Source organism: Shinella sp. 838 (assembly GCF_029623935.1).
Lineage (GTDB): Bacteria > Pseudomonadota > Alphaproteobacteria > Rhizobiales > Rhizobiaceae > Shinella.
Genome location: NZ_JARSBQ010000001.1, coordinates 341,738 through 366,370 on the forward strand (window position 1 = coordinate 341,738; position 24,633 = coordinate 366,370).

A 24,633-nucleotide genomic window follows, 5' to 3' on the forward strand; every position below is an offset into this window, starting at 1 on the left:
GTGTTTTGGGCGTGGCCTTGCCGCAAAATCCCTTCTCCCCGCTTGCGGGGAGAAGGTCGCGGCAGCGGGATGAGGGGCCGTGTCTGCCTCAGACGAAGAGGAAGTCCGACGCCGAGAGATCGGCGAGCTTGACGTCGTCGAGGCGCAGTTCGCTCTGGCCGAAATCGAACACCACGTCCTTGCCGCCATCGGCCGTGCGGGCGATATCGGTGAGGTCGGCGAAGCTGGAGACGCCGAGGCTCTTGGAAATCTCGATCGTGTCGAAATTCGCCTGGAAATCCTCGATCTCGGTCTTGCCGGTCTTGAAGACGAAGGTGTCGCGGCCGGCACCGCCTTCAAGCTCGTTGTTGCCGGTGCCGCCGTCCAGGCGATCGTTGCCGGAACCGCCTTCGAGATCGTCATTGCCCGAACCGCCGAAGAGCTGGTCGTTGCCCGAGCCGCCTTCCAGGTCGTCATGGCCGGAGCCGCCCCAGATCTTGTCGTTGCCGGCGTCGCCCGAAAGCTTGTCGTTGCCGCCGTGGCCGGAGATGCGGTCGTTGCCGTCGCCGCCGGAGATGGTGTTGGCCTTGCTGTTGCCGTTCAGCACGTCATCGCCCGAACGCGGGTCCTTCGGCTCGTCGGTGTCAACTGCCTTGAAGGAGAAGTGGCTTTCCTTGAGGCTCGACAGCTTGGTGTCCTCGAGCGTCAGCGTATTGCCGTTGCCAAAGTCGAAGCGCACGTCTTCGCCGCCATCGACGGACTTGGCGATCGCCTTCAGCTCGGCAAAGCTCTTCACGCCGAGGGCGCTGTCGATGATGATCTTGTCGGCGCTCGTGGAGAAATCGTCGATCTCGTCGCGGCCGGCGGAGAAGACGAAGGTGTCACGGCCCGAGCCGCCGGTCAGTTCGTCATTGCCGGTGCCGCCCTGCAGCCAGTCGTTGCCGGCGCCGCCTTCCAGGTCGTCATTGCCGCCATAGCCGAAGAGCTTGTCGTTGCCGCCCTTGCCGTAGAGGTCGTCGCCCGTCGACTGGCCCTTGAGCGTGTTGTTGGAAGAGGTGCCGATAATCTTAACCATGAGGAGTGTCCTTGTTCTTTTGGGAGGTCAATGGAATGGGTAGAGGGCGGGGATCAGTCTTCGCGCTCGAGGCGAAGGATCTCACCGGTGTAGCTGTCGATCTTGGCTTCGCTGATCACGTTTTTTGCATCCACGATCTTTGCCTCGAAGTGGCCGTCGTCCATTTCGAGCTCGCGGATAACGTAGCCCTTGGCCGAAAGTTCCGTGGCGACCTGTTCCAGCGTCTTGCGAACGGGTGCAGTGGTGGTTTCTGCAAGGGCCGGCACGCTAAGGGCAAGCAGGCTGGCGGCGAGAAGGCCGGTCGTGATGGGGCGCATTTGCGAAGTCCTTTCCTGTCGTTGTGAGGAGAGGTTTCGCACAGCCCGCCTGTTGCTTGCCTGACAGGCGCTGTCAGCGATTTGTCAGCTTGATGCGCGTATAGGTAGGCCCATGATCAAGAAGATATTGACCCCTTTTCCGCTGGCGCTGGCCCTGTTCGTCGCCCTTTCCGTGGTGCCGCCGATGGGCGCGCAAGCGGACGATGACGACGATGCGGTAGAGCATGAAGAAGCGCGCCGCGCCCTCGAACAGGGCCTCGTGCGTCCGCTCGAGCAGATCATCGTGGAAGCCCGCAAGCATGTCGAGGGCGATCTCATCGAAGTCGAGCTTGAGCGTGAAGGCGATCGCTATATATATGAGCTGGAGTTCATCCAGCCGTCCGGCCAGATCATCGAGTTGCAGCTCGATGCCAAGACGATGGCGATCGTAGAGGACGACGACGACTGATGCGCCTGCTTCTCGTCGAGGACGATGCCCGCATTGCGGCCGATGTTTCCGCCGTGCTGACGGGGGCCGGCTATACCGTCGAGACCGCCTCGGACGGCAAGGACGCCTGGTTCCTGGGAGATACGGAGGATTATGACCTCATCATCCTCGATCTCGGCCTGCCCAGCATGGATGGCATGTCTCTCCTGAAGCGCTGGCGCGCCAACGGCCGCCACATGCCGGTGCTGGTGCTGACAGCCCGCGGAAGCTGGGCCGAGCGTGTCGAGGGCATCGATGCCGGCGCCGACGACTATCTGCCGAAACCTTTCCAGTTCGAGGAGCTGCTGGCCCGTGCCCGTGCGCTCATCCGCCGGTCCGTCGGGCACGGCGCGGCGACGATCGCCATCGGAACCGTCACCATCGACACACGGGCGATGCGCGTCAGCGTCAACGGCGTGCCGCAGTCGCTGACACCGCTCGAGTATCGCCTCGTCAGCTATCTCGGCCATCACCGCGACCGCATCGTGCCGCCGACCGAGCTGCAGGAACACCTCTACGGCGATGATTTCTCCCGCGATGCCAATGCACTGGAAGCACTTGTCGCGCGCCTTCGCAAGAAGCTTGGCGCGGTTGCCATCGGCACGCGGCGCGGCTTCGGCTACTATATGGGCGAGACTGCTCCGTGACGCGCCGTTCGCTGCGTCTCCGCCTGGCGCTTGCCGGCGCCGCATCCATCATCGCCGCCCTCGTGGCGGCGTTCTTCGTTCTGTCGACACTGTTCGAGCGGCATGTGGAGCGGCGTATCGCCGCCGAGTTGATGCTGCATCTCAACCAGGTGATCGCCGGTCTTGCCGAACAGCCGGGCGCCACGCTCCACCTCGTCAAGCCGCCGGTCGATCCGCGGTTCGAGCGGCCGCTTTCGGGGCTCTACTGGCAGATCGAGGGGGACGGGAAGCGGCTGCGCTCCCGTTCGCTCTGGGACGATGTGCTGGCCCTGCCGGATATCCCGGCCGGCGGTGTGCATACGGCGACCATCAAGGGGCCGGGGGATGCGGCGCTGCTGCTCGTCGAGCGTGAGGTTGTGACCAGCGAGCGGGCCGGGGCGCTGCCCCTGCGTGTCGCCGTCGCCATCGATCGAACTGATATTTCGCGCGCCACGGATGAATTCGAGGGAGATCTTCTGCCCTATGTGCAGGTGCTCGCCGTCCTTCTCCTGGCTGCGAGCTTCGTGCAGATCTTCGTCGGCCTTCGTCCGCTGGCGACGCTGACGGAGCGCCTTTCGGCCATTCGCGCCGGCAAGGCGGAACGGCTCGGGACCGATTTCCCGGACGAGGTCCTGCCGCTCACCGGCGAGGTGGATGCCCTCTTGCAATCGCGGGAGAACCAGTTGCGCAAGGCGCGCGAGCGGGCAGCCGACCTTGCCCATGGTTTCAAGACACCGTTGCAGATCCTCTCCGGCGACGTGCTGCGCCTGCGCGAGCGGGGCGAGGAGAGCGTCGCTCGCGATATCGAGGCGATCATCCTGCGCATGCGCCGCCATGTCGATCACGAAATGGCTCGTGCCCGCCAGGCCGAGCGTGGGCACACGGCACGCAGCGATCTCGGCCGCGTCGCCTCGCAGGTCGTCAGCGTGGTCTCGCGCACGCCGGCCGGGCGTGACCTCGACTGGCAGCAGGAAATCGAACCGGGCCTCATTCTGCGCATCGATGCCGAGGACCTCGCCGAAATCCTCGGCAGCCTTGCGGAAAATGCCGCGCGTTACGCCAAGACCACCGTCGGTATTTTTGCCCGGGCGGAGGGGGCGGCCGCGGTCATCGAAGTCGTCGATGACGGGCCGGGCATCCCCGAGGAGGAGATCGAGTTCGTGCTGAAGCGCGGCGGCCGTCTCGACACGACGAGCGAAGGCGCGGGATTGGGACTGGCCATTGCGGAGAGCTTCGTCGAGGAGGCGAATGGCAGCTTCGTGCTGGAAAACCGCAAGCCCGGTCTCTGTGCCCGAATCATGTTGCCCCGGATCGTGGCCTGATTCGACTGCCGAGCAGCGAAAGGCGCACAACAGCCTCGAAGGCAGGGCGCCGTCGCAGCACCCGTCTATGATCAAGGCGTTGCAATTTTATTCAAGCGGAAATCGTCGACCCGGCCGAGCGGGGCGTCGGCGATCTCGCCCTTCTCCACCAGCTTTTCGCGCAGGCTCTTGCCGTTGCCTTTGATCGCCGTGCCCCCGAGCAGCGCGGTGCCGCCATCGAGTGCCGGGTCGGAGAGGCTGATCGGCAGGGTCTTGGTGATTTCGGTGTCCTCGGCCGGTGCGGTCACCACCAGATCCTTGAGGTCGCCCTGCAGTCCGGGGCCGTCGGCAGCGGCGTCGCCCAGCACGCGGCGGATTTCCTTCTCCACATAAAAGGCGAGCTTACGCTTGCCGGCCTTGGTGAAGTTGATGCCGTCGGAGCCGCGCAAGCGCACCTGCTGACCGTTGATGTCGGAGCCGGAAATGACGAACTTGCCGTTCTCGTCGACGAAGCCGTCCCAGATGTCGACGAATTCGCCACCGGCCTTCTCGACACCAGCACGATAGATGGTGTTCAGCGTCGTCATGTCGGCCGTCATGGCCGAAGACTGGAAGGCCGGCATGCCGATCCACATCATCGGCTTGCCGCCCTGGCGGGCGAGCGTGGCAAGGCGCTCCACCCGTGCTTCATATTCCTTTGTCCAGGCCTCGGAACGGAACTTTTCCTTCTCGCCGGCCACCGCCATCTGCTGCCGGTCGTTGGCGCCCATGCTGAGCACGACGAGGGCGGGCTTCGTTTCCGCGATCAGGCCGGGCAGGGAGGCCGGCCAGTTGTAGTAGTCCTCGCGTACGATGCCGGAAGAACCGTTGGTGCGCCGCTCGACGATGATGCCGGGTGTCGATTCGAAGGCGGCGACGAGGCCTTCGCCGAGGCTTCCGGCAATGAAGTCGCCGACGACAAGCACGACCTTGGCGTCCGGCAGCTTCTCGATCGCCGCAGGCTCCGGTTTCGTCGCGATGGTCGTCGTCTGCTTCTTCTTGCGGTTGACGGTGCGCGGCTTCTTGATTTGTCGCTCCGGTGCGGCCTCCTCGCGCTTCGGTTTGCCGAAGAGCAGTTCCAGGATGGTCTTGCGCTCCTTGCGCTGCTGGGCTTCGGCCGGAAGAGCGGTCACCACGATGCTCGCCCCAGCCACAAAGGCCAGTCCGAGGCGCACAATCCGCATGGTCGTTGTCGTGCTCATCGCGAAGGCTCCCGTCTCGAGCGCTACCCTGCCGGATCCCGGTGGCGGCATGATGGCAAATGCGCGGGCCAAGCGAAAGCCCGAACAAGAAGGGGCGCCGGAGCGCCCCTGTTCGTCTCTATGGGATTCGAGCACTATCGAATGTCGGGGCCGAGGCGCCTTCGCCTCACTGCGACAGGCCCTAGCGGCGCAGGGCCTTCAGCACTTGCAGGCTCGGCTCGCCATCCGCCGAGAGGCCCATGCGGTTCTGGAAGGCTTGGATCGCGGCCTTGGAGCCGGAGCCGAAATTGCCGTCCACTTCGCCGTCGTAGTAGCCAAGTTCCTTGAGACGGGTCTGCAGCTCGAATTTTTCCGTGATGTCGAGTGTGCCCTCCGGACGCGGCCAGCGCTGCTTGACGCCGCTATAGCCGGCGAGCTGGTCGGCGAGCATGCCGACACCCATCGCGTAGGAATCCGATGCGTTGTAGCGCTTGATGACGAAGAAGTTCTTGGTCATCAGGAAGCCCGGTCCGCCGTTTGCCGGCAGCTTCAGCTCGGCGCGGTCCGCGCCGTTCTTGAAACCGGAGCCGTTCGGGCGCGTGAAGCCGAGCTTCGCCCATTGGGCAAGCGTCTTCGTCTGGCCGGAATATTTGCTGCCGCCGGTCGGTACGATAATCTCGTAACCCCAGGTCTTGCCGGCCTGCCAGCCGTTCTTGGCAAGCAGGTTTGCGGCGGTCGCCAGTGCGTCCGGCACCGAATTCCAGATGTCGCGGTGACCGTTGCCGTCAGCGTCGACGGCATAGATCAGATAGCTCGTCGGGATGAACTGGGTATGGCCCATGGCGCCGGCCCAGGAGCCGGTCATGTCGGAGGCCGCAATGTCGCCGCGCTGGATGATCTTCAAGGCGGCAATCAGCTGCGTGCGTGCAAACTTCGCACGCTTCTTGTCGGCATAGGCGAGTGTTGCGAGCGCTCGCGGTACGTAGTGCAGCCGGTCGTCCTTTTCGAGCACCGCGCCGTAGTTCGATTCCATCGACCAGATGGCCAGCAGGATGTTGCGGTCGACGCCGAAATGGCGCTCGAGGGCGGCGAGCGTGCGGCCGTGTTTTGCCGCCATTTCCTGGCCGATGCGCACCGTGTACGGGTTGACGCGCGAATCAAGGTAGTCCCAGATCTTGTGCTTGAATTCCGGCTGGTAGGCGGCCTTTTCGAGGACGGCCGGGTCGGGTGTCTTGACGCCGGAAAACGCCTTCTGGTAGGTCGATTTGCTGATACCGGCTTCCGATGCCGTCGCGTAGAAGTCGGCGATCCACTTCTGGAAGCGGGCGTCCGCGCGGGCCGCGGTGGCCTGGGCGAAAAGCCCGGCCGACAGGAGGAGAGTGAGCGCGGATCGGCGCAGAACGGTTTTCAGATTCTGTGTCATCAGCTGTCGTGTCCGTTTCTCAAATTTCGGTACGATGGCGTGGAACCACCGGCTGAACGCAAAACTTATAAAAACGAAGTCAACAAATTCTTTACCATCAAAAATTTGCCCCGTCTTCCTTCGCAAAAAAGTCTTCCTTTGCAAAAAAATAGCAATTGGCTTCTATTTCGGCACAAATACGTCCCGGCCATGATGGCGACGGGCGCAACGAGGTGAATATGTCGCAGGCACGCAAGGTTCGCAAAGCAGTCTTCCCAGTGGCCGGTCTCGGCACCCGCTTCCTCCCGGCCACCAAGGCCGTTCCGAAGGAAATGCTGACCGTCGTGGACAAGCCCGTCATCCAGTATGTGGTGGACGAGGCGCTGGACGCCGGCATCGAGCACCTGATCTTCGTGACGGGGCGTTCCAAGGCGGTCATCGAGGACTATTTCGACATCCAGGTTGAACTGGAACAGACGCTGCGCCAACGCAACAAGACCGCCGAGCTGACGCTGCTCGAAAGCATCCTGCCGGTCGCCGGCTCGACGAGCTTCACCCGCCAGCAGGAGCCGCTGGGTCTCGGCCATGCCGTCTGGTGTGCCCGCGAGCTGGTCGGCAACGAACCCTTCGCGCTGCTCCTGCCCGACATGATCATGAAGGGTGAGAAGGGCTGCCTGAAGGGGATGGTCGAGCTTTTCGAGCACAGCGGGGCCAACGTCATTGCTGTCGAGGAATGCGCGCCGGAGCAGTCCCATAAATACGGTATCGTCGGCGTCGGCGAGAAGATCGGCGACGGTTTTGCCATCACCAAGATGGTCGAGAAGCCCCCGCAGGGCACAGCGCCCTCCAATTTCTTCATCAACGGCCGCTACATTCTCCAGCCGGAAATCTTCCCGATCCTTTCCACGCAGGAGCGGGGCGCCGGCAACGAGATCCAGCTCACCGACGCCATGGTGAAGCTTGCCGATGTCCAGAAGTTCGCCGCCTACCACTTCCGCGGCGAGACCTATGACTGTGGCGCCAAGGACGGCTTCATTCTGGCCAACATCGCCTTCGCGCTGGCCCGCGCGGATATCCGCCCGACTGTCGAAGGCCCGCTGAAGGAACTCGTCGCCAAGCTGAAATAAGCTTCAGCGACGCAGGACGAGACCGATGCCGGCGCGCGTGACGCCGGTATCGCTGCCGCGCGACTGGCTCGTCAACTCGTAGGAGACGTCGCCGGTCAGCGCGAGCCAGCGGTTGAAGTCCCAGGTGAGACCCGTGCCGACCAGGTAGACATTCTGATCGGCACTGCCGGACGAACGGAAATCCCGCCACGTATAGGCGCCGCTCAGGCGCGCGACGAGGTTTTCGCGCAGTTCGTGCGTCAGTTCGGCCGTAGTGGCATAGGAGACGTAGCCGCTTTCGCCCGCGGTGGTAGACGGTTCGATCGCTGTGGCGAGGCCGAGCCGGAGTTCCGTGCCGCGCTGCGGCGACCAGGTGAGCGTGCCGTCGAGCGCGAGGGCAGCAATCGATTTCAGGCGGCTGTCGTCGAAGGCGGAGCGCCGATAGCCCATGCCGAGATCGCCACGCAGCTTCTCGCCAAGGTCGATTTCCACGCCGGCACGACCGACCACCGTTGAACTGGAACGCTCGTAGCCGAGTGAATCGCGTTTCTCGTCATAGATCGAACGGCCGATCGAAGCCTCGAGATAGGGAATCAGCGCCGGCGACAGTTCGAAGCCGACGCGTCCCGTCAGCGTGCCTTCCGTGAAATTCCGATCGGAAAGGCTGAGCTTCCCGCCATTGGCGAGTTTTACCGACCCGTAGACCTCGCGATCGATCTCGGCGCCGATCGTGCCGCGGATCACGCCGAAATCGCGCTGGACGCGCGCACCGGCGGTAAAGCCATGCACGCCGGACTGGGCGCTGGCACCGTCGACGGCGTTGGGATCGGCGGAATCCTCGCGTTCGAAACTGTAGCCGGCCGTGAGGTTCGCGATGGTGTCGTCGCTGAGGTCGAGGCGCAGGTCGCTGTCGATGCGCGCCTGCGGCTCCGTCTCGCCGGTGCCGCTTATGTTGCGCTGGTAGATGCCCTCGGCATTGATGATCAGTTGGTGGCGGGACCAGTCGGAGGTCAGCGAGCCGCGAAAACCGGTCTGCGAATAGGTCCGGCGCGTCGTGCTGCCGGCCTTCGTGCGCTCATGGCCGATGCTCTGGGTAATCGATGGACGCAGCACGAACGTGCCGACGCGGATGCCGGTCGGCTCATAGGGGTCGCCGAAATTGCTTCTCGTCGCGTCGGCGCTGCCTTCCCGCAGGTTCAGCCGCTCACCCTCGCTGGCGGTGCGCCGGATGGCCTCGTTGTCGCTGGCGGCTTCGGAAAGCGCCTCGGCCTGGTCGCCCGTGAGGGCGGGGTCGCTCAGCGCTTCGGTCGATGCCGTGGTCTCGGCACCCGGCAACGCCATCGTGTCCGGCGTCTCGCTCCCGGTTGCCTGGACGAGGGGGTCGAGCGGCTCCTGGAATGTGGGTGTCTCGTTTACGGTCTGCTGCTGGGCGAACGCCGGGGTGGCTGCAAGCATGGTGCCGGCAAGCAGAAGACCGGCCAGAGGCCATGACAGGCGGGGCATCCTTGCCTCGCGATCTCTTGCTTCTACCTTTGGCATGTCTGCGGCCTGCGACCCTTTTTGATTTCCTAAGCGAACGTAAAGTCCAATGCTGTTTTGCTTACACGGGCGCTTCGCGCTTAAGTGTTTGGAAAACGGCGTTATTTCCCACGTCTACGCTCATGGTAACACTCTATTAGCCAAGGGTTAGTTTATGGTTAACAGGTGGTGAAAATCTGCAAGGATCTCTTTTCCCCTTACCGTGTTTCAGCAAAGCACGCTGTGCATCGCTGCAAGCGAGGGACCTCTTCGAAAATTCGGTGGAGCGAACTCTCGTCCCATGCGACTACGCTGCTAGTGCTCTGAACTGTCGATTGAAACGCCCATGCTGAATCCGGTATGGGAAACACCATTGGCTATGATGACGATTGCGGAATGGTCGTCGCTGTCGAAGACGATTTCCGTAATGAATTCCCGGATAGCTGCATGGACTTTCGAGCGAAGACCTAGGGTTACAGTTTCCCTGACATACCATCATCCGTTCGTGCCTTCCCCCGTGGCATGGGATGCCCTGTTGTCTCCAATACGATGACGGGATGTCCCATTTTGACGGCGATCTTGGAATGCTGGATGGTGGAGCTTCTGTCGCTGCGCGATTGGCATTTCCGCTTCCGACCTTAATTTCTGCCGTTCATGGCAGGAGGTGAGGACGCTTAAAGCGTCCCCTGCAGATCGCGAGTTTCTTGAATCAAATCTGTCGTGGGTTGCGTGAACTTGGTGAGACCTGTATGGAGCATAGTATTAAATATCGCAATTTATGAATTGATATCAGTAATTTAGTTGACGTGAATGGAAAGAGAGGGGGAGCGTCATGCTGTTTCGATCCGGCAAAAAATTACTAGATCTGGTCAACGGTCGGAATCAAGCCTACCACACTCCTCAAGAGCGACCGTTCGTCGCCGGCATTGGCGAGGTTCTGTCGCCTTGGTATGCCGTCGTCCTTGCCCTATCCCTTTGCGGTGCGCATTCCGCGTATGGCGCGGACACTGCTCTCAACTTGGCGGAAGGGCAAGTCCCGGTAGACACCCAAAATTGGGCCTTGCAGGTCACGCCCTATTTGTGGGCGGCCGGCCTTGACGGGCGCATTTCTCCGTTTCAACGAGGCCCGACGATCGGCGTAGAAAAGTCGTTCTCCGACGTCATGGACGACCTAAATTTCGGCGGCTTCATCAACATCTGGGGACGCTACGACCGCTTCGTCTTTTCGGGCGACATCATGTATGTCGATACGACGGATGGCCATGGGGTCGGGCCGCTGCCTGCATTGACGATTCCGGGTGTCGGCGTGATCCCGCCGGGCGGCAACATCGATGCGAAGATTGACACGAGGCAGTTCACTGCCACGATGATGGGCGGGTACCGGGTTGTCGATACATCGCAGTTCACTCTGGATGCCCTTGGCGGCGCTCGCTTCTGGTACATCTCGAACGATGTGACGCTTACCGGGAGCATTGGCGGCTTGAGAGGGTCTGTCAATCACGACGAAAGCTTCGGCTGGGTCGATCCACTGGTCGGTCTACGCGCCTTCCTTCCTATCACGGAAAAGTTGTCGGTGCAGGCGCAGGCTGACATCGGCGGATTCGGCGCCGGCTCCGATCTCACATGGTCGGCGCTGGCAACCGTCAATTATGTCTTCAGCGATCGCCTATCCACCTCCGTGGGCTACAAGGTACTCGACGTTGATTACAAGCGCGGCGGTCACGTCTATGACACGCGCCTCAGCGGCCCGGTTCTCGGCCTGACCTATCGGTTCTGATCGGCAACGGTTTCGCGTAGCCTTCTTATGGATGGAATGATGTTCAACATGTCTCGGTTCACACGCTTCCTCGTTACCTTGACCGCCGCTGCGGCGCTGCTGACCGCCGAGGCCCAGGCCTGCACACGGGTCGTCTATCAGGGGCCTGACGGGCGGATTCTGACGGGTCGCAACATGGACTTCAAGGACCCGATGATCAGCAACTTCTGGGTTTTTCCCCGCGGTATGAAGCGCAGCGGGGCCGCCGGTCCGCGGTCGGTGGAATGGACATCGAAGTTCGGCAGTCTGGCCGTTTCCGGCTACGATATCTCGACGGTCGACGGCATGAACGAAGCCGGCCTCAACGCCAGCCTGCTATGGCTCAACGCCACGAAATTTCCGGAGGACGACGGAACGACGTCGCGCATGTCGCTCTCGATCTGGGCGCAATTCTACCTCGATCAATTCGCAACGGTCTCGGAAGCGGTTGAATATACGCGCGCCCATCCTGTGCAGGTCGTGAGCGGCGAGGTGCCCGGCCGTCCCGGCAGCCTCGCGCCACTGCATTTGACGCTCTCCGACGCCACCGGCGACAGCGCCATTCTTGAGTGGATCGATGGAAAGCTGAACATCCATCATGGCCGCGCGTATCAGGTGGTGACGAACGATCCGCCTTATGATGACCAACTCGCCTTGCAAAAATACTGGAGTGCGGTCGACTCCCTCAAATTCCTTCCCGGCAGCGGGCGCTCCGAAGACCGTTTCGTACGCGCCGGCTTCTATATCAACACGGTGACCCAGAGCGACGATCCCCGGGTTGCCGCCGCCGCCGTTTTCAGCGTGATCCGCAACGCTTCGGCACCCTATGGCGTAAGCATTCCAGAGGCACCGAACCTTTCCACGACCCGCTGGCGTGTGGTGGCGGACCAGAAGAGCATGCTTTTCTATGGTGAATCGGCAACGTCACCCAACGTTTTCTGGGTGGATTTGAAGAAACTCGACTTCTCTGAAGGCGCGCATGTCCGCAAACTGGATCTCGGGGTTGACATGGCCCGTATCCTTGCCGGCGAGGCATCGGACCAGTTCGCCCCTGCAAAGCCGTTCGACTTCATGGAAGCCGAATGAAGGCTGTTTTTTGCCAGCCAATTGGAAAGTCGCTGACCGCTTTCCACCCCTTCTCAGGCATGTTCAAGTCAGCCCTGCAATCTAAGGGCTAAATCGGACATACCTCAGAAAACGCTTCGTTCGCCCTTTTGGCAGATGGCTGTATCCCGAGAACATGTTCAACGGTTTCGGAAAGGATCGCAGCATGTCCCATCTCAAGCTCGCCAGCGCAGTTCCGGTTCGCTCCGCCGCCGATCCGGTGCAGCGCGTCCGCGAGAAGATGGTCGCCGCTTTGGCCAAACTGAATATGCCATCGAGAAGATCAACAAACACGGCATCGTTGATAGCGGCGAAGCGCTGGATAAGGGCATCGGTTGCCTGACCGCTGAGCGCTACAAATGGCTCGCCGACGAATTGGTCAGGGTGGGGTTGCTGAAGCAGGAAACCGACTACACCAAGGCTTTTGACACGCGCTTTTCCTGAAAGGGTGTCGGATTGGCATTGAAGAAGTCGTAGCCCGGTTTAGGTGATGTTGCAAAGTTCGGTCGCGAAGCTGAGCTTCTCGCGACCGAATATCGCGACAAGAAAATCGCTGATTTCTCAGTGTTGGAGGATTTCGGCGGAAAGTCAGGATTTGCGCGACACGATCACGGCATTTACTGCTTCAACGAAGCCTGCACCTCCCGGGCCGCGCGTAATCCAGCGCGGCGATTGGGGGAGCTGGTCGAGGTAGTCGGTCACGGTACTGACGCCTACCGTATGCTGGAAGAACGAGAACATCGGCGCGTCGTTAGTGGAATCTCCGGTGTAAAGGACCGCCGAGCGGTCAGCGTCTATGTCGAGTTCATAGTGTTCTAGAAGCACCCGCCGCGCCATCGCCAGCTTGTCATATTTCCCGAGCCAGCCGAGCACCCAAAGATTGTTAACTGTGGCATCGGCTGAAGCGTCGCAAAGTGCGTTAAGGATCGCGGCGCGCACTTCCGCATCCTTCGGTTGTTCAAAGGCAAGGCTGGTGAGCCGGAACGGCTGATCGTCGGTAAAGCTGGCGGAAGGAACGGCGCGTTGCACTTGCCGCCCGATTTCCTCGAGGCGTTTGGATACGGCCGGACGGTCATCATCACTATGCCAGAAATGTCGCTCGATGCCATGTCCGGCATCATGACGGCGGAAGAAGAACCCGCCATTTTCCCCGATTACGCCATCCACGGGCCACATGCGGGCCATCTGATCGCACCATCCGGCCGGGGCGGCGGTTACCGGAATTACCTTCACTCCTGCCGCCTGCAAATTCTCAAGAGCTAAATAGGTGTGCCCCGCAAGCCGGCCTTGATAGGTCAGCGTCTCATCCATGTCGGTCAGGACGAACTGCACATCTCGAAACGTGGAAATGTCGGCGTGTTCTAGCGGTCGCACATAGTCCTCCAGGAGTGATTGTCGCAAAAATTGCGAATATTGTTCGAGTTCTGCGCATAACATTCGCGGCGTTGCAGAGTACGGATTTTTGCAACGACAACGCCGTTGGTAGGAATGGTGTGCATCCCATCCAGCTCAGTTCCGCACCTCGGCGAACACGTCTAGCAAAACAGTACATTCTTGCGGCAAGTCTTTCGCGCCAGTCGTGCCCTTCAAGACCCGCGCCTCGAGAATCTTCTCGATAGCGACCTTCGCCGCGCGCACATGCACCGGAACGTCATCGTCAAGCCTTTGGCCGAATTGTCATTTCCATCATTCACACCTCAGACGCCAGTTCATCATGGCGCCTCTAAAATCTGGTGCATGCGCATTGTGTATGTAAAGCAACACTGGCTAAATCGTTGTGGTTAACGCTTGGTTGCCGACCGCCAGCTCACTCGCCGTAACAATCTGCGTTCTTTCGTGCATGGACAGAAGATTGCAAAAGCGCTAACGAGGCGCATGATCAAAAGACAGGCAAAAGTTGACAGTGCCGGCGCCATTGCCTCGGCAATCCGTACCGTCGAAACCGAAAAGGCTGGCCTTGCCGCCCTTTCGACGGCCCTTGAAGGGCGGCTCTTCGACGCATTTTGCGAAGCTGTTCGCGTCATCGGCGATATCAGCGGCCGCGTCATCGTGACGGGTATCGGCAAGTCGGGGCATATCGGGGCGAAGATCGCCGCGACGCTTGCCTCCACCGGTACGCCATCCTTCTTCGTGCATCCCGTCGAGGCCAATCACGGCGATCTCGGCATGATCGGGCGTGACGATGTCATCCTCGCCATGTCCTGGAGCGGCGAAACGGCCGAACTGCAGGGTATCGTTTCCTATTCCCGCCGTTTCTCCATCCCGCTGATCGCCATCACGTCAGGCGAGCGCTCGGCTCTTGCCCGCGAGGCGGATACGCTGCTGCTGCTGCCGAAGGAGCAGGAGGCCTGCCCGCACGGCCTGGCACCCACCACCTCCACGCTGATGCAGCTTTCCCTTGGTGATGCGCTTGCGGTTGCTCTTCTCGAAGCCCGCGGCTTCACCGCAACGGACTTCAAGACCTTCCACCCCGGCGGCAAGCTCGGCGCCAGTCTTTCCCATGTCGGCGACATCATGCACAGCGGCGAAAACATGCCGCTCGTTCCTCTCGGCACGTCCATGCCGGATGCGGTTCTGCTCCTGTCGCAGAAGCGTTACGGCTGCGTCGGCGTCATCAATGACGAGGGCATTCTCGTCGGCATCGTCACCGACGGCGATATCGCGCGCAACCTTTCGCGCAATCTTGCCGAACTCAGCGTCGACGAGATCATGACGCGCGGCCCCAAGACGGTGAAGCCGTCGACCTTGGCAACCGCCGCGCTTGGTCTGCTCAACCAGTACAACATTTCCGCGCTGATCGTTACGGACGAGACATACCGTCCTGTCGGCGTCGTGCATTTCCACGATCTGCTGCGAATCGGCGTTGCCTGATCCGCATCCTCCACGGCTCGTACCAAAACCCGCATTTCCCGGAAATGCGGGTTTTTTTGTTTCAGGCAGGCTCGACCATGAGATCGCGGCCATTGCTGGCCGTGACGCGCACGCGCGCGCCGACCGGCAGGTCCGGGCCCTGCACGCTCCACATCGTATCATCGAGGCGAATGCGACCGCGGCCTTCGCTGATCGGCTGCTCCAGCGTCGCGGTGCGGCCGACGAGGCTCTGGCCGCGTTGATTGAGATGAGGCTGGTCGGAGGCGGTGCCGCGTGCGCTGACGATGCGCCGGCCGATCAAAACGGCGACAAGCGACAGAACGGCAAAGACCAGCCATTGCACATGCCAGGTCCAGAAGGCCGTCTCCCAGAGCAGCAGCGAGAGAGCGCCGGTGACAACTGCCGCGATGCCGATCCAGACGAGGAAGACGCCGGGCATCAGCACTTCGAGGATCAGCAGCACGATGCCGAGTACCCACCATGCCCAGGGGCCGAGTTCCGTGACGATGCGCTGGATCATTTCAGCTTCCCTGCGGCGTATCGAACGGGTTTCGGAACGCAGGCGTCGAGGCGGTGGTTGTCGTGGCGGGCGTCGACTGGCGCGTGCGCGGCGTGCTGGCCACCTGCGCGCCGCCGCTCCCAAAGACTTCCCTGGCGATCGCACCGATACCGCCGAGCGAACCGATGAGCGAGGAAGCCTCCATCGGCATCAGCACAACCTTCGAGTTCGGCGCCTTGCCGATCGAGGCCATAGCCTCGGTGTACTTCTGTGCGACGAAGTAATTGATGGCCTGCACGTCACCGGCTGCGATGGCCTCGGAGACCATCTTCGTTGCCTTGGCCTCGGCTTCGGCGAGGCGTTCACGCGCCTCGGCATCACGAAACGCCGCTTCGCGCTGGCCCTCGGCCTCGAGGATCGCAGACTGCTTGGCGCCTTCCGCGCGCAGGATCTGTGCATTGCGCGAGCCCTCCGCTTCCAGCACCTGCGCGCGCTTTTCACGCTCGGCCTTCATCTGCCGCGCCATGGAATCGACGAGGTCCTTCGGCGGCGCGATGTCCTTGATCTCGACGCGGGTGATCTTCACGCCCCAGGGATTGGCGGCCTCATCGACGACGCGCAGAAGCTGGTCGTTGATCTTGTCGCGGTTGGAGAGCAGCTCGTCGAGGTCCATCGATCCCATGACCGAGCGGATGTTGGTCATGGTGAGGTTGATGATGGCATGCTCGAGATTGGCGACCTGGTAGGCCGCCTGGGCGGGGTTCAGAATCTGGTAGAAGGCGACGGCGTCGGAGGCGACGCTGGCATTGTCGCGTGTGATGACTTCCTGCGTCGGGATGTCGAGCACCTGCTCCATCACGTTCATCTTCGCACCGATGCGGTCGATAAAGGGGATGATCAGGTTAAGGCCGGGATCCAGCGTACGCGTATAACGGCCGAAGCGCTCTACCGTGTACTGATATCCCTGCGGAATGGTCTTGATCCCGGCAAAAAGAATCAGGATGACCAGCACCACGAGGGCGATGACGACGATATCCAGTCCGGCTAAATCCATAGTTCTTCTCTCCAACAGACAATGCGACGCGGCGCCACTTTAAGGAATACGGACCGCGACGCCAGTCTATTTGGACGAAGACAAGATTTATCCGGTATCAGATCCAGCCGGAAAGCTCGCGTCGCACGACCTTTTCGAGGACGGCCATGCCCTCGGGCGAATCGTTGAGACAGGGAATGTGCGCGAACTTTTCGCCGCCATTGTGCAGGAAGCTCTCGGCGGCCTGCTCGGCGATCTCCTCCAGCGTTTCCAGGCAGTCGGAAACGAAGCCGGGATTGAGAACGGCGATGCGCTTGATGCCTTCCTGTGCCAGCTTCTCCACGGTCTTGTCCGTATAGGGTTGCAGCCATTCTTCCGGCCCGAAGCGCGACTGGAAGGTGACGACGAGCTTCTCCTTCGACCAGCCGAGCCGTTCGCGCAGCAGCCGTGCGGTCTTCTGGCACTGGCAGTAGTAGGGATCGCCCTTGTCGAAATAGCTTTGAGGAATACCATGGAACGAGGTCAGCACCCGCTCGGGTTCCCAGTCGAGCGTTGCCAGGTGCTTCTCGATCGAGATGGCGAGCGCGTCGATATAGGCCGGGTCGTCGTGGTAGGGCGGCACGGTGCGTAGGGCCGGCTGCCAGCGCATCTTCAAAAGAGTCTCGAAGGCCTTGTCGTTGACGGTTGCCGTGGTTGCGGCCGCATATTGCGGGTAGAGCGGGAAGACGAGGATGCGCTCGCAGCCGGCCTTCTGCAGATAGTCCATGCGCGAGGCGATGGAAGGCTGGCCGTAGCGCATCGCCCAGTCGACGACGACCTCGGAGCAATCGGAGAGGGCCGTTGCCATCAGCTCGGCCTGGCTGCGCGTATAGGTGCGCAGGTAGCTCTCGTTCTTCTCCTTGTTCCAGATCGTCTCGTAGGCCTTGCCGACCTTGCCCGGGCGGGTGTTGAGGACGATACCGAAGAGGATGGGATACCAGGCGATCCTCGGCCATTCGATGACGCGCTTGTCGGTCAGGAATTCCTTCAGGTAGCGGCGCATCGAGGTGTAATCGGTACCATCGGGCGTGCCGAGATTGACCAGCAGCACACCGACCTTCCCGTGTTTGACGGGCGTGTGGTCGGCGGGCTTGGCGGCGATGTCCTGCATGGTGCGGTCCTCGGCGTGCGGAGTGTCGTTCATTGCTCTTGGGCTTTTTCTTCTTGCAAGTGCGGGTGCAAGACCGCGGCATGCGCGCTGGATTGCTCCTAACGCGGCGGACGCCCGGTCGGCTCAGAATCGTTCTAAAAAGAAATGCCGGCCCGGGAAAGCCCGGGCCGGCAGAAATAGTGGAGACAAATTGTCCTTATTTGGTCGGGATGGACAGTTCCGTCCCGACATGCAGGGCGCGCGGCCGCGGATTGCCGTTGGCTTCCGCAATCTTGCGCCATAGCGTGCCGTCGCCATAGGCCGCCTTGGCAAGATCCCAAAGCGTGTCGCCACGGGCGATGACATGCTTGCCGCCGGCCGCCACCGTTGCGGTTTCGGCCGTCGTGGTCGTAGTGCCCGATGCGGCTTCGCCGGATGTTGCGGTGCCTTCGGCCGACTTGGTTGCCGTTTCGCCTGCAGCGGGCTTGGCCTCGGTTCCGGTCGCTGTCTCCGTGCTTGCCGGGGTCTCGACGACCGTGGCATTGGCGACTTCCGTGATGCGGCCATCCGTATAAGGCTGGTAGGGGCGGTGTGCTGCAAGATAGTCGGCGACGACCAGTTCCAGGTTCGGGCCGAAATCGTAAGCGTTCTGACCCGCCTTGGCGAAGACCGAGTAACCGTCACCGCCGGCGCGCATGTAGTTGTTCGAGACGATGCCGTAGGTCTTGGCCGGATCGAGCGGCACGAAGGCCCCGCCTTCCTTCACCTCGACGGAAACGACGCGGCTGCCTGCCGGCTTCGACTTGTCGAAGGAGTATTTCATGCCGGAGACCTGCGGGAAGCGGCCAGCGCCCTCCTCGATCTGGCCGAGGCCGTTTTCGAGAGCGGCGACGAGGTCCGAGCCCTTGAGCTGGAAGGTGGCGACCGTGTTCTGGAACGGCAGCACCGACAGCACTTCGCCCATGGAGACCGGGCCGCCGTCGATGGAGGCGCGCAGGCCCCCGCCATTGGTGATGGCGATGGTCATGCCCTGGCTCTTGGTGCGGTCGAGGATGGCGTCGGCCACCAGGTTGCCCATCGCGCATTCGGCGGCGCGGCACACTTCGCGCGAGCCGTCGATCGGCGCGGCGCTCTCGGCGACGATCTTGTTCTTCAGTTCCTCGATCGGACCGCCCAGCTCCTTGATGCGGGCGAGCACGGCCTCGTCGGGCTTGATGGAGCCGTCGATCAGCACCGGTTCACCGGAGGATTCCTTCACGACGCCCGCATCGTCGAAAACGACCTTGAGATTGCCCAGATACTTGGAGTAGGCCGCGGCCTGCACGACGGGCACCTTGTAGCCGCCGGGATTGTCGACCAGCGTCGGGTAAGGGCCTTCCGCCTTGTCCGAGGTGTTGGAGAGGAACGTGTTGGTGTGGCCGCCGACCACCACATCGACGTCGGGGATCTTGGCGATGGCCGCGAGGTCGCGCGGATAGCCGACATGGGTCAGCGCAATGATCTTGTTGACGCCCTGCTTCTTCAATTCGCCGATGGCGGCGGTAATGTCGGCGACGTCGTCGCCGATCAGGACATTCGGGCCGGGCGAGGAGAGTTCCGCCGTGTCGTTTGCCACCGCGCCGACGATGCCGATCTTCTGGCCGCCCTGGTCGAGCACGATGAACGGCTTGATGCGGTCGCCGATCTTCGAGGAGGCGCTGGCCGCGACGTTCGCGGTGACGACGGGGAACTGCACCTTGTCAAGGAAGGTCGCGAGGCCATCCTCGCTGTCGTCGAATTCATGGTTGCCGACGGTCATGGCGTCGAATTTCATGAGATTGAGGAACTCGGCCTCCACCGCGCCCTTGTAGGTGGTGTAGAAGAGCGAACCCTGGAAGTTGTCGCCTGCATTGAGCAGCAGCACGTTCTTGCCCGTCAGTGCCTGGCGCTGGGTGTCGATCGCGGTCTTGAGGCGGGCGACGCCGCCGAAGCACTCACCCTTGCCTTCCTCCTCGGCAGAGCAGGTCGAATCGAACTTGTTGATCGACTCGATGCGCGAATGCAGGTCGTTGATGTGCAGGATGTTCAGCTCGTAATCGGCAAGCGCCGAGCCGCTGGAGAGCGCTATGATGGAGGCGGCCAGAAGGCCGGATCGGAAAAACGTCATGGTCCTCTTCTCCTTGTTTGCCCGCGATGCCGCGGGAGGGGCGATCCGTTTCTCGATAAACCGGAAACATGACAGCCAGCCGGCGGATGTTTTCACCGGTCGCGGAGGAGTTCAAGAGAAAAGGTGAGGGGCCACAGGCCGCGCATGTTTATGAGGTAAAACGAAAAAAGGGCCTTGCGGCCCTTTCCGTTCATATGCCGGTCGCTCAAGCCCGGCGGGCAAGCGAGAACTGTGCGCCTTCCGCCGTCGTGCAGTTCAGCTGGCTCTGGCTGACCAGCGCGCAATTGACCTTGGACTGGGTGTTGCGCACCAGCGAGGTCATGTTGATCTCGACCAGCGTCGGCGAGGTGTTGATGTAGGTACCGGAGGCGAGAAGCTGGTTCGTGTCGGTCGTGCGCGTCGTGAACGTGCCGGCCTGGAAGGTGGAGACGATGCCGTTCGGGTCTACCCAGGCCCCCTCCACACCCTGCGCCACAGGGCGCTGGGTCACCGGCAGGTCGCGCGGTGCGCGCTCGGACTGGCACGAGGCAAGCGCGACGGCGGCGGTCAGCAGGCTGAGGACTGTGATCGGCTTCATATGGGTCTCCCAGGGTCACGGCGGCGCGAACCACCCGTCCAATTCGGCAAACCATGCCGCGAAGAGACGTCGAAAGCAAGACGCGCCGCCGGGGCGACGGGCATTATCCCATTGAAAGCGAAGACGCCCGCGGTTTTGCCGCGGGCGTCCTGTTGCAAAATGAAGGCCGGTTCAGCGAACCAGAATGTTCCTGAACTGCCACGGATCCTTCGTGTCGAGGTCTTCCGGGAAGAGGCCCGGGCGGCCGTCGAGCGGGGTCCAGTCGGTATAGTGGCCTTCGACCGGGCCGAGATAGGGCGTCTGTACTTCGAGGCAGCGCTTGTAGTCGACCTCGTCGGCTTCCACGATGCCGGCCTTCGGGTTTTCCAGCGCCCAGACCATGCCGGCGAGCACGGCGGAGGTCACCTGCAGGCCGGTCGCGTTCTGATAGGGGGCGATGCGGCGGGTCTCTTCCAGCGACAGGCGCGAACCGTACCAGTAGGCGTTCTTGTCGTGACCGTAGAGCAGCACGCCGAGCTCGTCGACGCCATCGACCAGTTCGTTCTCGTCGAGAACGTGCAGGACGGGCTGCTGGTTGCCGCCATTGCCGAACATCTCGTGCAGCGAGATCACGGCGTCGTTGGCCGGATGGTAGGCGTAGTGGCAGGTCGGGCGGTAGGTGACGTGTCCGTCCTTGTCGCGCACGGTGAAGAAGTCGGCGATCGAGATCGACTCGTTGTGGGTGACGAGGAAGCCGTATTGCGGGCCGGGCGTCGGGCACCAGGAGCGCACGCGCGTGTTGGCGCCGGGCTGTTCCAGGTAGATCGCTGCCTTGCAGCCCTTCTTGTGCTTCTTGGCGTTCTTCGGCATCCAGTTCTCGTGGGTGCCCCAGCCGAGTTCGGCCGGCTGCAGGCCTTCCGAGATGAAGCCCTCGACCGACCAGGTGTTCCAGAACGTGTTGAACGGCTTCGGGTTCTTGGTGCGCTGGGTATCGCGCTCGGCGATGTGCACGCCCTTGACGCCGACCTTCTTCATCAGCTTGGCCCAGCCTTCGCGGTCGTCCTGCGTCGGCTCATCGAACTTGATGTCGAGATCCCTGGCAAGGTTCACGAGCGCCTGCTTGACGAACCAGGAGACCATGCCCGGATTAGCGCCGCAGGTGGAGACCGCGGTCGTGCCGCCGGGGTTCTTTTCCTTTTCCTTGCGCAGCGTTTCGCGCAGCGCATAGTTGGTGCGGTCGGCGTTCTTCATGCCCTTGTCGAAGTAGAAGCCGAGCCAGGGTTCGATGACCGTATCGACATAGAGCACGTCGAGTTTGCGGCAGAGCTTGATCAGGTCCACCGAGCCGGTATCGACCGAGAGGTTGACGCAGAAGCCCTGGCCGCCGCCTTCCGTGAGGAGCGGCTTCAGGAGGTCCTTGTAGTTCTCCCTGGTGACATGGGCCTTGACATGGCGCACGCCGTGGCGGGCGTAGATCTCCGCGTCGGCGGCGTCTTCGCGCGGCTCGATGACGATCAGCCGGTTCCGGTCATATTTGAAGTGGCGCTCGATCAGCGGCAGCGTGCCGCGCCCGATGGAGCCGAAGCCGATCATCACGATCGGGCCGGTGATCTCGCCATAAACCGGATAGGTGCTGTCTGCCATTTGGTTCTCCTGCGGACGGCCGCTTTTGCTGTAAAATCAGGGTCTCGACGGGCCCCATAGCATAATATGGCAGCGCTAGAGCACAGTTTTCTGTCACAATAAAGGGCGGCCGTGGTTTTCCGTCGTGATATTCTTAACCGGCCGCAACCGCCCGCAATTCCGCCACCAGCGCCGTCCTTTTTGTTGCAAGCCCCTTGTAAGTCGCTTGCGGCAGGTTCAGCGCTTCCAGCTGGTCGGCAAAGACGAGCGCAATCTTCCGCGCATCGGACAAGGTGCGCAGCGCGGCAAGCGGATCGGTATAGATGCGGATGGTGAAGAGGATGTCGCCGGAGACCGGCAGCTTGCGCAGCGTCTGTCGCTCGACACGGGCGAAGGTGGTCTCGAGCGACAGTGCGTGCCCGTCCGGCAGGGCGCCATGGGCCTTGGACGCAGGGTAGTGCAGGTCGGCATCCGGATTGATCGACCAGTTGAAGCGGAAGACCGGTTGCTCGACCTTCAGATTGTCGAACATGCGGTTGATCAGAAGGGCATTGCGCGTACCCTCGCCGAAATCCGGCACGGGCGCGTGGATATCCTCCATCCGCCGGCCGAATTTCTCCGGCAGGGACCACGAGGAGGGGAAGGCGACGTAACCGGCGACAAGACGCCAGCCTGTTTCGTCGCGCCGCATCAGCACGAGGTCCTCCTGCACAAGCGCACCAGCGGTGACAAGCGGCGCGTCGTCGGCGTCGAGGGAAATGGTACGCGCATCGGTGGCGATCGCCGATCCTTCGCGGCGATAGAATGCGGGATGCTGCGTCGCCACATGGTCCGCGAGAAGGTCCAGAACCTCCTGTTGTGCGGCACGCGTGCCGACCTCTTCCACGAAGACGACATCACGCTGGTCGGCGATCAGCCGGTCCTTTTCGAGAAGGTAGCGTTCGAGATCGCCATCCGGTTCGATCCAGCGTGCAGGGTCGAGCGGACCGAGGCCGATGGTGAAGAGGCGGGCAGAGCCATCATAGGGCGTGTAGGCGGGTGTTTTCATGAAAGCGTTGCCCGGATGAGCCCGCGCAGGGAATTGCCGACGAAGACCGTGCCCTCGCCGAAGTCTTCCGGCCGCAGGATCTGCTCAGCTGCCTTGCCGCTTTCCAGCAGTTCCTGTCGCAGCACGCCGGCCAGCAGGCCACAGGCGAGCGACGGCGTCTTGAGGATACCCGTGCCGTCATCCAGGAAGAGCGAGGTGATGGTGCCCTCGCAAAGCATACCGTGTTCGTTGAGAAGGAGGACTTCGTCTGCCGTCTCGGTGGGGAATTCGGCGCGGGCCGCGGCATAGGCGGCGCGGCGCGAGGTCTTGTGGCGCAACAGTGGATCCACGGACGAAAGGCGGGTTCTGGCGATTTTCAGGCGCCAGATCGCGTCGGGCGCGAGCGGCGTGAACGGAGCCGTCTGCACGTCGATCCGGCCGTCGGCAAAAAGTTCGAGACGGATGCGCAGAGGCGAGATACCCGGCAGGGCAGGAGCGGCGAGCGCCGTTAACAGGGCCTGCCGCGCCTCCTCTGTGCCGTTCAGTCCAAACACACTCGCCGAATGTGCGAGCCGCGTCAGATGCCGTTCCAGCCGCAGGAAACCGGTGCCGGGTTCCCAGCGCAGGGTCTCGATCAGCGAGAGATCCATTGATCCCCCACCGCAAAGCGCGCCTTCAGCAGGCACTCCTCATATTCCGCTTCGGCGGTCGAATCGAAGACGATGCCGCCGCCGACATTGAAGACCGCTTCGCCTTCTTCGAAGATCGAGACGGTGCGGATCGCCACGTTGAAGCGCATGGTGCTGTCGGGCGCGATCACGCCGATCGCGCCGCAATAGGCGTCGCGCGGACCATCCTCCAGGTCGTGCAGGATTTTCATGGCGCTCATCTTCGGCGCGCCAGTGATCGAGCCGCAGGGGAAGAGGGCGGCAAAGATGTCGCGGATCGAGATGTCGGGCAGCAGTTTCGCCCGCACATGGCTGACCATCTGGTGCACGGTCGGATAGGTCTCGACGGCGAAGAGTTTGGGCACGGTGAGCGTGCCGACCTCTGATATGCGCGAGATGTCGTTGCGCAGGAGGTCGACGATCATGCGGTTTTCCGCCTGCGATTTCGGATCGGCCTGCATGGCGGCGATGATGTCTGCGTCCTCCGCCGCATTGGCGCCGCGCGGCGCAGTGCCCTTCATCGGATGCGTCTCGATCCAGCCGTCCTTGTCGATATCGAAAAAAAGTTCCGGCGAGCGGGAGAGGAGAAGCGGCCCGTCGAGCGAGACGAAGGCGCCGTAGCGCACGGGCTGGCGTTCGATCAGCGACCAGAAGGCGGCGAGCGGATCGCCGGTCCAGCGGGCACGGATCGGCATGGTGAGGTTCGCCTGGTAACAGTCGCCCTCCCTCAGATGCCGGTGCAGGCGGCCGAAGCGGCTGCGGTAGGTCTCGAAATCCCAGCCGGCTTTCGGCTCGGTGAGGAAGGGTTCGTTTTCCGTGCGCAGGCGCGGTCTTGCCAGCGGATGGTCGTCCGCCGGCTTTTCGAAGATGCCGAAGCTCATCAGCGGCGTCGGGCGGTTCTCCGGCGCGAAGGGCGCCAGCTTCTCCTCGAAGAGATGGCCGGCCTCATAGCTCATGAAGCCGGCGATCCAGTGGCCGTTGTCATGCGCCGCCTGCAAGGCCGCGAAGGCGGGTTCGAAGCCGGCGCGATCGCGCACGGTGACGAGGCCAAGCGGCTCGGCGAAAACCACCGTCCGGTCCTCGCGGTCGTCCCTGAGGAGCACAAAGCGTTCGCGGTCGGTCATGCGTGGCTT

At 62.3% G+C, this 24,633-nt stretch carries 23 protein-coding genes; 8 read left to right on the top strand and 15 right to left on the bottom strand.

Going from position 1 to position 24,633, the window contains the following annotated elements:
* Positions 1-88: 88 nt before the first annotated feature.
* Positions 89-1,054, bottom strand: coding sequence for a calcium-binding protein (locus tag P9A16_RS01550; RefSeq protein WP_278025511.1), 966 nt, complete (start codon positions 1,052-1,054; stop codon positions 89-91).
* A 53-nt stretch (positions 1,055-1,107) separates the two neighbouring features.
* Complete coding sequence (locus tag P9A16_RS01555; protein ID WP_024271662.1) at positions 1,108-1,371, bottom strand: PepSY domain-containing protein; 264 nt, start codon at positions 1,369-1,371, stop codon at positions 1,108-1,110.
* A 112-nt stretch (positions 1,372-1,483) separates the two neighbouring features.
* On the opposite strand from P9A16_RS01555, the gene P9A16_RS01560 reads away from it, so the two are divergent.
* Genes P9A16_RS01560 through P9A16_RS01570 form a run of 3 tightly spaced genes read left to right on the top strand, consistent with a single transcriptional unit; the run spans position 1,484 to position 3,824 of the window.
* Complete coding sequence (locus P9A16_RS01560; RefSeq protein WP_024271661.1) at positions 1,484-1,819, top strand: PepSY domain-containing protein; 336 nt, start codon at positions 1,484-1,486, stop codon at positions 1,817-1,819.
* A complete protein-coding gene (locus tag P9A16_RS01565) occupies positions 1,819-2,484 on the top strand; it encodes a response regulator transcription factor (protein WP_023515673.1) in 666 nt (221 codons plus the stop codon). The genes P9A16_RS01560 and P9A16_RS01565 overlap by 1 nt, the downstream gene beginning before the upstream one ends.
* Positions 2,481-3,824, top strand: coding sequence for a sensor histidine kinase (locus tag P9A16_RS01570; RefSeq protein ID WP_272789954.1), 1,344 nt, complete (start codon positions 2,481-2,483; stop codon positions 3,822-3,824). Before P9A16_RS01565 ends, P9A16_RS01570 begins: the two co-directional genes overlap by 4 nt.
* A gap of 71 nt (positions 3,825-3,895) precedes the next feature.
* On the opposite strand, the gene P9A16_RS01575 is transcribed toward P9A16_RS01570, so the two are convergent.
* Both P9A16_RS01575 and P9A16_RS01580 read right to left on the bottom strand, forming a co-directional pair.
* The gene (locus tag P9A16_RS01575) at positions 3,896-5,044 is read right to left on the bottom strand and encodes an SGNH/GDSL hydrolase family protein (protein WP_278025512.1); all 1,149 of its coding nucleotides are present in this window, start codon (positions 5,042-5,044) and stop codon (positions 3,896-3,898) included.
* Positions 5,045-5,225: 181 nt separating this feature from the next.
* A complete protein-coding gene (locus P9A16_RS01580; protein WP_050743801.1) occupies positions 5,226-6,446 on the bottom strand; it encodes a lytic murein transglycosylase in 1,221 nt (406 codons plus the stop codon).
* A gap of 218 nt (positions 6,447-6,664) precedes the next feature.
* Between P9A16_RS01580 and galU the strand changes: the two genes are divergently transcribed.
* Positions 6,665-7,552 (top strand): UTP--glucose-1-phosphate uridylyltransferase GalU, encoded by an 888-nt coding sequence (galU, locus tag P9A16_RS01585; RefSeq protein WP_024271659.1) that lies wholly within the window; start codon positions 6,665-6,667, stop codon positions 7,550-7,552.
* A gap of 3 nt (positions 7,553-7,555) precedes the next feature.
* On the opposite strand, the gene P9A16_RS01590 is transcribed toward galU, so the two are convergent.
* Positions 7,556-9,034, bottom strand: coding sequence for an outer membrane beta-barrel protein (locus P9A16_RS01590; protein WP_023516794.1), 1,479 nt, complete (start codon positions 9,032-9,034; stop codon positions 7,556-7,558).
* 847 nt (positions 9,035-9,881) lie between these two features.
* Between P9A16_RS01590 and P9A16_RS01595 the strand changes: the two genes are divergently transcribed.
* The 3 genes from P9A16_RS01595 to P9A16_RS01605 all read left to right on the top strand — a co-directional run bounded on the left by P9A16_RS01595 (position 9,882) and on the right by P9A16_RS01605 (position 12,392).
* Entirely contained in the window at positions 9,882-10,826 is a 945-nt protein-coding gene (locus P9A16_RS01595; protein ID WP_024271658.1) for a hypothetical protein, read from the top strand.
* A gap of 36 nt (positions 10,827-10,862) precedes the next feature.
* Positions 10,863-11,930, top strand: a complete 1,068-nt coding sequence (locus tag P9A16_RS01600; RefSeq protein WP_037409717.1) for a linear amide C-N hydrolase — start codon at positions 10,863-10,865, stop codon at positions 11,928-11,930.
* Positions 11,931-12,065: 135 nt separating this feature from the next.
* Positions 12,066-12,392, top strand: coding sequence for a hypothetical protein (locus tag P9A16_RS01605; protein ID WP_037409715.1), 327 nt, complete (start codon positions 12,066-12,068; stop codon positions 12,390-12,392).
* Between the two features lie 144 nt (positions 12,393-12,536).
* Here the strand turns inward: P9A16_RS01605 and P9A16_RS01610 are convergent, their stop codons facing one another.
* Positions 12,537-13,322 carry an HAD-IIB family hydrolase gene (locus tag P9A16_RS01610; protein ID WP_024271656.1) on the bottom strand — a complete coding sequence of 262 codons (786 nt, stop codon included), beginning with the start codon at positions 13,320-13,322 and terminating at the stop codon, positions 12,537-12,539.
* Between the two features lie 501 nt (positions 13,323-13,823).
* On the opposite strand from P9A16_RS01610, the gene P9A16_RS01615 reads away from it, so the two are divergent.
* Positions 13,824-14,819 carry a KpsF/GutQ family sugar-phosphate isomerase gene (locus P9A16_RS01615; RefSeq protein WP_023516170.1) on the top strand — a complete coding sequence of 332 codons (996 nt, stop codon included), beginning with the start codon at positions 13,824-13,826 and terminating at the stop codon, positions 14,817-14,819.
* Positions 14,820-14,880: 61 nt separating this feature from the next.
* On the opposite strand, the gene P9A16_RS01620 is transcribed toward P9A16_RS01615, so the two are convergent.
* The 9 genes from P9A16_RS01620 to P9A16_RS01660 form a co-directional block, all read right to left on the bottom strand.
* On the bottom strand, positions 14,881-15,339 hold the full coding sequence (locus tag P9A16_RS01620) for an NfeD family protein (protein ID WP_023516169.1): 459 nt from the start codon (positions 15,337-15,339) through the stop codon (positions 14,881-14,883).
* A 1-nt stretch (position 15,340) separates the two neighbouring features.
* Positions 15,341-16,372 carry an SPFH domain-containing protein gene (locus P9A16_RS01625; RefSeq protein WP_024271655.1) on the bottom strand — a complete coding sequence of 344 codons (1,032 nt, stop codon included), beginning with the start codon at positions 16,370-16,372 and terminating at the stop codon, positions 15,341-15,343.
* A gap of 97 nt (positions 16,373-16,469) precedes the next feature.
* A complete protein-coding gene (gene hemH, locus P9A16_RS01630; RefSeq protein WP_050746177.1) occupies positions 16,470-17,501 on the bottom strand; it encodes a ferrochelatase in 1,032 nt (343 codons plus the stop codon).
* 196 nt (positions 17,502-17,697) lie between these two features.
* Positions 17,698-19,626 (bottom strand): 5'-nucleotidase C-terminal domain-containing protein, encoded by a 1,929-nt coding sequence (locus P9A16_RS01635; protein WP_023512860.1) that lies wholly within the window; start codon positions 19,624-19,626, stop codon positions 17,698-17,700.
* A 205-nt stretch (positions 19,627-19,831) separates the two neighbouring features.
* Positions 19,832-20,203 (bottom strand): outer membrane lipoprotein Omp10, encoded by a 372-nt coding sequence (gene omp10, locus P9A16_RS01640; protein WP_023512861.1) that lies wholly within the window; start codon positions 20,201-20,203, stop codon positions 19,832-19,834.
* Positions 20,204-20,374: 171 nt separating this feature from the next.
* Entirely contained in the window at positions 20,375-21,826 is a 1,452-nt protein-coding gene (locus P9A16_RS01645; RefSeq protein ID WP_023512862.1) for a homospermidine synthase, read from the bottom strand.
* A gap of 133 nt (positions 21,827-21,959) precedes the next feature.
* Complete coding sequence (locus tag P9A16_RS01650) at positions 21,960-22,853, bottom strand: heme-dependent oxidative N-demethylase family protein (RefSeq protein WP_023512863.1); 894 nt, start codon at positions 22,851-22,853, stop codon at positions 21,960-21,962.
* On the bottom strand, positions 22,850-23,482 hold the full coding sequence (locus tag P9A16_RS01655) for an aminotransferase class IV family protein (RefSeq protein WP_023512864.1): 633 nt from the start codon (positions 23,480-23,482) through the stop codon (positions 22,850-22,852). Before P9A16_RS01655 ends, P9A16_RS01650 begins: the two co-directional genes overlap by 4 nt.
* Positions 23,467-24,624 carry an aminodeoxychorismate synthase component I gene (locus P9A16_RS01660; protein WP_023512865.1) on the bottom strand — a complete coding sequence of 386 codons (1,158 nt, stop codon included), beginning with the start codon at positions 24,622-24,624 and terminating at the stop codon, positions 23,467-23,469. Before P9A16_RS01660 ends, P9A16_RS01655 begins: the two co-directional genes overlap by 16 nt.
* Positions 24,625-24,633 lie beyond the last annotated feature (9 nt).